Below are 7,656 nucleotides of genomic sequence, written 5' to 3' on the forward strand. Positions count from 1 at the left end.
TTGGCAAGAAAGGAATCGACATGAATACGATTTCCATCGACATAGAAACATTTTCCGATGTAGATATTTCCAAATGCGGCTCTTACAAATATGCCGAGTCGCCAAATTTTGAGATACTGCTCTTTGCCTATGCCGTGGACGGCGGCGAAGTGCAGGTCGTCGACCTCGCCAACGGGGAGCCGATTCCGCAGGAGATTTTGGATGCTCTGACCGACAACAGCGTCATCAAATGGGCGTTCAATGCCAACTTTGAGCGTGTCTGCCTATCACGCTACTTGTCAGACTTGGGATTTCTCCGTGCTGCCTTCCTTAGCCCCGAAAGCTGGCGATGCACCATGGTTTGGGCAGCGTACATGGGACTTTCCCTCTCTCTTGCCGATGTAGGCAGCGTCCTTGGACTTGAAGAGCAGAAAATGACAGAAGGAAAGTCCCTTATTCGCTTCTTCTGCATGCCCTGCGCGGCCACCAAAGCGAACAGCGGCAGGACACGCAATCTTCCCTGCCATGCCCCAGATAAGTGGGCAATGTTCAAGGCGTACAACAAGCGTGATGTCGAGGTTGAGATGGCAATTCAGCATCGACTCGCCAAGTTCCCCGTTCCGGATTTCCTTTGGGATGAATATCATCTCGACCAAGAAATCAATGATCGCGGCATCCGTATAGATATGGAATTGGTGGATAACGCCATCGCCGTCGATGCCCGCTCTCACGAGGAACTGACTGGGCGAATGAAACGACTCACAGGGCTGGACAATCCCAACTCCGTACAGCAAATGAAGGGATGGCTCTCTCAGCATGGTATGGAGACGGATTCTCTCGACAAGAAGGCTGTGCTGGAGCTGTTGAAGAATGCGCCGCCGGAACTTAGCGAGGCGCTGTCCTTGCGGCAGCAGCTTGCCAAGTCATCCGTGAGAAAATACATCGCCATGAAGAATGTTACCTCTGCAGACCATCGTGCCAGAGGGACGTTCAGATTCTACAGCGCGAACCGCACCGGGCGATTTTCCAGCAAGAATATTCAATTACAAAATCTTCCACAGAACCATCTCGCTGACATCGAGTATGCCCGCGCCCTTGTGCGGCAGAGCGATTTCGAATCCCTCAACAGCCTCTACGACTCTGTTCCTGACGTTTTGTCCCAGTTGATTCGCACTGCCTTTATCCCCAAGGAGGGCAGGAAGTTCATCGTTGCAGATTTCTCTGCCATCGAAGCACGGGTGCTGTCGTGGCTTGCGAAGGAGCAATGGCGCATGGATGTTTTTGCAAATGATGGCGACATCTACTGTGCCACGGCGGGCAGGATGTTTCATTGTAACGTGGTGAAGCATGGCGAGAATGGGCATCTCAGGCAGAAGGGGAAGCAGGCAGAACTGGCGTGTGGCTACGGCGGATCCGTTGGTGCGCTGAAGGCATTCGGCGCATTGGAGTCCGGAATGAAGGAAGATGAGCTGAAACCGCTCGTGGATGCCTGGCGTGCGGCAAATCCGCATATCGTGGATTTCTGGTGGGCAGTCGACCGAGCTGCAAAGGACTGCATCAAGGAGCGCAGCAAGACGGTCACGCACGGCATCCAGTTCATCTACCAAAGCGGCATGATGTTCATCGAACTTCCGAGCGGCAGACGGCTTGCCTATGCAAAGCCGCGCATCGGCGAGAACAAGTTCGGCGGCGAATCCATTACCTATATGGGATTGAACACGGCAAAGAAGTGGGTACGGATAGAATCGTACGGACCGAAGCTCGTGGAAAACATCACACAAGCCATCAGTCGTGACATTCTCTGCTATGCCATACAGACGTTGAAGCACATGGATATTGTCGCGCACGTTCACGATGAAATCATCATCGAATGCGACGAGTGCGGCTTGCTCTCTGCCGTTTGTGAGCAAATGGCAAGAACTCCGCCTTGGGCGGAGGGGCTACGGCTCCGCGCCGATGGTTTCGAGTGTGAATTCTATCAGAAAGATTGAAAAGGAGCATCCTGTCACAGCGATAGGATGCTCCTTTTTATTCTGCTTACCTTATGTCGGGCGCAAGCAGCTCCCGAATTGCCTTGACCTTATCTGAAACTGTCCGCTGCTTCATGCCCAGTTCATCGGCAATCGCCTGTTGTGTATCATAGTCAAAAAGCAACTTGAAAATCTCTCCGTGCTTAGGACTAAGCGTAGCCGCTTTTTCAATCAAGGCATCCAGCACAACACGGTCTAGAATGTCGTCCTCCATATAGTTCACTAACGGACTGTCGATAGACCGTCTGGCGTAAGAATTACCGAAGTCGCCATGCTGCGCTTCAAGGTTCTTTTCCGCAATATATTCCGTTGAGGCCGGGCGATTCTTCTCTTTGATGATGTCGCCGCTCAGGAACGCCGGGCATTGGACGCAGTTGTTTTCGCAGCGAATGAGCCGCCCCGTTTTCGGACTTCTGACCATGCAGCGACTCTCGCGAGCCTTCTGCTGCGCCTCCCGACGCACCATATTCCAGTACTCCCGATTAGAGCCGACAGACCCCTGCGTTTTGTAGCATTTGTACGCCTTTGCCGTCGTTCCTTTGGCATAGTACGGCTTGTACATTACGACGTTGGCAGGATCAAAGCCACATACTGACTCGAATCCCAGCTCCATGATGATGTAGAAATCCTCGGTTTTACTCTGATTTGCCATTGAACTTGTCCTCCTCCAAATGAGGACAAGTCCACCATATGTATTTTGTTGGCCATCATGAACGAATCCTCATTTCCTGATGACCAACCACCCCAGTAGGTTGGCGTTAACTAATATCCTGCCGCCTCTCCGCTCTGGGCACCCTCTCCGGAGAAGGTGAGCCTTGAGGCAGCGAATTTCACAGAAACTTTGTTCGTCATATAGGCAAACTGTAAATCTGTGATATAATGATTGAGTGTGGTTTGCTATGAGACATGAAGATTGCCTCTCAACCACCTCTCGACTTCAGATTATTGTTAATTGAGTTAAATGCAATCCCCTACAAGTGTTAATCCAGTTAATTGAGTTAATTTCTGACAATCAGCGACAAAGAAGGAAGAACCATGATTCCATATTTGTGCGGCGGCACATTTCTCACCCAAATTTTGCGGGTGACGGAGCGCACTACCACTTCTACCGACCATATGAATGGGCAAAAAGAAAGCCTCCCTGAACGAGAAGTGTTCAGGAGGCTGTTGTCAATATATAGGCTTGGTGAATTTCCTGCCGATGCCGGAGGCAGCATCAAAACATACACCAGCCAGTTCAAGGTGTGTCAGAACTCCTTAGCTTCCTTTACGGGTTTCGCCGACAACGATTCCCGCATGAAGTTTGACCGAGATGTACGAAGCGACAATTCCAAGGCTCTCTATATGATGGCCAATTTTGTCTCGGAATGCATCGATGTTCCCCGAAACGGAGAGCAATTGGCGCGTTGTCTTCTCGGCATGATTAAGGATGATGACACCATAAAATCAATAGATGAATTCTATATTTTGCCGGACGGAAGCCCGATCTCAAAGAAGGATATTGACAGCACGGACAAAATCTACATTGAGCCATTCCTCCTTGGCATTTGGCACTTCGTTATTATGAACCGTGCCGAGAAAAACGAACTGGGAGCGGAAACATATCAATCGTGGTATCCTAAACGTAACGATTACAGAGGGACTGTTGGGAGTGACATAACGATGTCTATAAACGTAACATCGGCAAAAATCGAAGAGCCTACTGAGACCGAAACTGATGGGATATTTGACTCGCAGGAATTTACTGCTCATGTTGAGCCACAAGAGCCAACAATCAACAACTACTACGACATTAAGATAAAAAACAACATCCACGGAAATACGATTCAAAATCTGACGCTGTCATAGGAGGAACTTGAAATTGGCAAGTGAACTGCAAACCGTTCTTCCTCCGCTTCTGAATACGTATGTGCCGGATGTTCAAAGGAATGTTGCTGTAGGAATCAACAACCTTGTTGCCAATAATAAAATCGACCATCTGCACCTTAATATTCCATTGTCTGATGTGCCACCCCCGCTTCTTACACCCAATGCACAAGGAATAAATTTTAACCGCGATTATTACAACCTGTTCGTATGGGGCGCAGATTTAGAGATTGAACACCTCACCCCCTTCAAGGTGGCTTCTGACAGAGCCTTAACGGAGTTTATGGACAGCGATGTAAAAGAGATGTTTTCGACTTTGAAGGATGACTCGACAGTACAGAAGGTGATTTCCTTTCCATGCCTGTTTGCCAATGAGAACAGACATGGCGGATGGGCAGATACGGATCAGTCTGTCGGCTTTGGCTATATTAAACAGATCAAGGTTCGAAGAAACGGCGTGATGATCTATCCTCACGTCATTTATCGCCTTCCACAGCAGAGAATAAACGAAGCGTTATTTGAATTGGATTTATATGGCGATTCCTCTTATAACGAATTCAATCGTTCTCATTGGAGCATAAAGAAAATCGATTTAATCGCTGAACTTGTTGATATGGGATTCCCACTATTATGAGGCAACCAATGGAAAAAGATACACAACTTGAAAAATGGGTAAACTTGGAAGATGTAGCTGAATATCTCAGCGTTAGCAAGGATACGGTCAGAGCATGGATAAGGGGAAATAAGATACCGTTTTATAAAGCGGGAAAACGCTACAAGTTTAAAATATCTGAAGTGGATGATTATGTAAGGAATGGAAAGATATCCGAATAGGAGTACTCATCATGGATGAAAAATTACCCGGAGTTGTCCAAAAGATCACCCTAAACACCAACACCTATCAGAATAGGAGCATAGAGCCGACGCTTATCAACTTCTTCTTCGGTAAGAACGGTGCGGGGAAATCAACCATTGCTCAGTGCTTCAAGGGAAAAAGAGAAGGACTTTTTCCCGATGTATCTGCCTATGAGGTGTTGGTGTATAATCAAGACTTCATTCGTGAGAATTTGCAGGAAGACAGATCCATGCCGGGTGTATTCAGCATGAATGCCGAGGATATTGAAAAGCAAAACCAAATTTCTGCCAAACAGGAAGAACTCGATAAACTCCGGGAACAATACGCTACCCAAAAGAAAACCAAAGAAGGGAAAGAAAAATTACCTGCTTCTTTGCGGGGAGAGTTAGAGAGCCGTTTCTGGAGTCTCACGGCCGCTCCAAGAGCGGATTTTCCAAAGGCTGTCAAAGCAAAGATTTCTAACCGTATTACAAAAGCAATCGTATGTGACCAACTGCTAACGAGCATCACAGCCAAAGAAGCTAATCTCGACGAACTTCATCGTCTTTACGATATTGCTTTCGGAAGCGATGCTACTACCTATACGGAATTAAAAAAGCCCCAGCTGCTCGCTGAGGACAAGATCGACGGCTTTGACTTGCTGGATGAGAAAATTATCAGCAGTTCCGACAACGAATATGCCAAATTCATCAAAAGAATCGGTGCTACCGACTGGCTTAGGCGCAGTCATGATACCTATGCCCATAAGTCGGATGGGAAATGCCCATATTGTATGAAGAAGCTCGATGATGATTTTGAAGAGCAATTTGCTGCCTGCTTTGACGAACATTATCGGCAAGATATACAGAAACTTCAAGGCTTCATATCGGAGTACGAACAGAAAACTACGGCACTCATTACCCTGCTGCAAAATAACAAACTCGGTGCATTTCCTCAAATCGACTTCTCGGCATATGATGATAAAGTTGGTGCGCTGGCAACTACCATCAAGTTGAATAAGGAACACTTGGCAGATAAGGTGGAAACGCCGGGTACTGTCAAAAGCATAGAACCACTTGATGACAAAATAACTGAGATAGCTGCGTTGATTGATGGATTTAACCAAGACATCAAATCTTACAACGAAATCATAAAATCCCGCGCAACCAAGAAGGCTGAATGTGTGACCGCTGTATGGCAGCATATGTCCTTCTTGGTGAAATCTGTCAAGACAGACTACATAAGGAAGATGCACGCCAACAAAACCGAAACAGACGCTTTGAATGCCGAATTAAAAACGCTTACTGATAAGGGGAAAGCCCTCAGTGACGAAATAACCGACCTTGCGAAGGAAATCAAGGGCATAGATTCCACCATGCTCGCCATAAACAAAACTTTGTCCGACTCGGGCTTTCAAGGCTTCCATCTTAGGAAGAAGGGCAACAAGGATGAGGATAAAAACAGGTATGTCATCGTCCGTGATGACAACTCCCCCGCCCATGGCTTGAGTGAGGGCGAGAAAAACTTTATTGCCTTTCTGTATTTCTATCACAAGGTATGGGGAAGAGAATCCGCCGATGCCGTTTTCAAAGACAGAATCGTGGTCATCGACGACCCAGTGTCCAGTATGGACAGCAGTTCACTTTTCATCGTCAGCACCATCATCCGCGAGTTGATTGGCATTTGCTACAACAATGGACATCCGGCAAAAGCGGATGCCAAACGATTTATCAGGCAAATGTTCATTCTGACTCACAACGCCTATTTCCTGCACGGGATTTCCTATGATAGAATAAAGCAATGGGAATGTGTGAATTTCTATCTTGTAAAAAAGACCAATAACATCTCTGAAGTTCTCTGCTGCACCAAGCATAATCCACACGCTAAAGAGCCAACCATCCCCCATAATTACAATCCTGTCCAAAACTCCTATGCGGCACTTTGGCATGAATATGGCGAGGTAAAGTCTGCCATCGCCTTGAAACGGGTTATGCGGCACATACTGGACTATTACTTCCTGCAGATCAGCGGCTTCGAAGGGCACGTTCTCCGCGAACGCATCTTCAAGGACGAAACCGTATTCAACGATGCTGACGGGAACAGAGATGAAGAGCTTGTCCAATCCATCAATGCGTTATTGCAATATGTCGGCTCTGACACACAGGGATTTAATGCAGGATTCGATTATGTGGAAGATACCGAAGATATTCAAAGCCTCAAGTCTACCTTTGAGAAAGTGTTTGAGATTATGGGGCAAGATCAGCACTACCGCATGATGATGGAAACGGTGAGATCATAAAATATGCAGTGCTTGATTACACTCGATATCCCCTTCTGTATCCAGTTTTAGTATACCACTTCACTTGCGCGAAGAACTCGCAGATGCACGCAAAGAAAACCTTTTCCTAAAAAAGCAGCGGCATTCTTCGCAAAAGGAATCGACTAGAGGCATATCGATTCATCGATGAACATCGGAATCTGTTCGGCGTCCGGTGGTTGCTGCGGCGTTTTGGAATTTATCCGAATGCTTATTACAACTACCGAAAGCACAGGCGGGCAAAAGAAGATGCCCGAAAACAGAACATCCTGCGTCAAATTCAAGCCCTATACCATGAAACCAATGGCGTTGCCGGGTACCGCAGGATGCAGGTTGATCTGGCGCGCAAAGGTATCGAGCTTTCTGCCCTGACGGTTCATAAGTACATGAACACAGAACTGGGATTGCGCTCTATTGTGCGGCAAAAAGCTCCAAGATATCAAGGTGGCATAGAGCATAAGAAGTTTGAGAATCTGCTCAAGCAAGATTTTACGGCAACACAAATCAATCAGAAATGGGCAACAGATTTCACCTATTTATTTCTCAAAGGAGGCGATGTCCGATACAACTGTACGATTATTGATCTGTATGATCGCAGCGTTGTTGCAAGCTTGACGGATCGTCGTATG

Annotated in this window: 7 protein-coding genes; 6 read left to right on the forward strand and 1 reads right to left on the reverse strand. The window is 47.1% G+C overall.

The features are described 5' to 3' along the window. Positions 1-20 precede the first annotated feature (20 nt). A complete protein-coding gene (locus ACO5Z0_RS09805) occupies positions 21-1,970 on the forward strand; it encodes a DNA polymerase (RefSeq protein ID WP_485650155.1) in 1,950 nt (649 codons plus the stop codon). A 46-nt stretch (positions 1,971-2,016) separates the two neighbouring features. Here ACO5Z0_RS09805 and ACO5Z0_RS09810 read toward each other — a convergent pair whose 3' ends face one another. After that, positions 2,017-2,661, reverse strand: a complete 645-nt coding sequence (locus ACO5Z0_RS09810) for a sigma-70 RNA polymerase sigma factor region 4 domain-containing protein (protein WP_485650156.1) — start codon at positions 2,659-2,661, stop codon at positions 2,017-2,019. Between the two features lie 383 nt (positions 2,662-3,044). Here ACO5Z0_RS09810 and ACO5Z0_RS09815 point away from each other — a divergent pair, with 383 nt between their 5' ends. From ACO5Z0_RS09815 to ACO5Z0_RS09835, 5 genes are all read left to right on the forward strand, one after another. Further along, positions 3,045-3,857: a hypothetical protein gene (locus ACO5Z0_RS09815; RefSeq protein ID WP_485650157.1), complete on the forward strand. Its 813-nt coding sequence runs from the start codon at positions 3,045-3,047 to the stop codon at positions 3,855-3,857. 13 nt (positions 3,858-3,870) lie between these two features. Continuing rightward, complete coding sequence (locus tag ACO5Z0_RS09820; protein ID WP_485650158.1) at positions 3,871-4,509, forward strand: hypothetical protein; 639 nt, start codon at positions 3,871-3,873, stop codon at positions 4,507-4,509. A gap of 8 nt (positions 4,510-4,517) precedes the next feature. Next, positions 4,518-4,709 carry a helix-turn-helix domain-containing protein gene (locus ACO5Z0_RS09825; RefSeq protein WP_069180717.1) on the forward strand — a complete coding sequence of 64 codons (192 nt, stop codon included), beginning with the start codon at positions 4,518-4,520 and terminating at the stop codon, positions 4,707-4,709. An 11-nt stretch (positions 4,710-4,720) separates the two neighbouring features. Next, positions 4,721-7,009: an AAA family ATPase gene (locus tag ACO5Z0_RS09830; protein ID WP_485650159.1), complete on the forward strand. Its 2,289-nt coding sequence runs from the start codon at positions 4,721-4,723 to the stop codon at positions 7,007-7,009. 197 nt (positions 7,010-7,206) lie between these two features. Beyond that, positions 7,207-7,656: IS3 family transposase (locus ACO5Z0_RS09835; RefSeq protein WP_485650160.1), on the forward strand; the 450-nt coding region annotated here is incomplete at its 3' end.

The organism is Selenomonas sp. (genome assembly GCF_057272215.1).

Excerpts from the sequence above, each read along its gene's own strand:
- ACO5Z0_RS09805 (WP_485650155.1), top strand. The coding sequence starts at position 21 with ATGAATACGATTTCCATCGACATAGAAACATTTTCCGATGTAGATATT.
- ACO5Z0_RS09810 (WP_485650156.1), bottom strand. The coding sequence starts at position 2,661 with ATGGCAAATCAGAGTAAAACCGAGGATTTCTACATCATCATGGAGCTG.
- ACO5Z0_RS09815 (WP_485650157.1), top strand. The coding sequence starts at position 3,045 with ATGATTCCATATTTGTGCGGCGGCACATTTCTCACCCAAATTTTGCGG.
- ACO5Z0_RS09825 (WP_069180717.1), top strand. The coding sequence starts at position 4,518 with ATGGAAAAAGATACACAACTTGAAAAATGGGTAAACTTGGAAGATGTA.
- ACO5Z0_RS09830 (WP_485650159.1), top strand. The coding sequence starts at position 4,721 with ATGGATGAAAAATTACCCGGAGTTGTCCAAAAGATCACCCTAAACACC.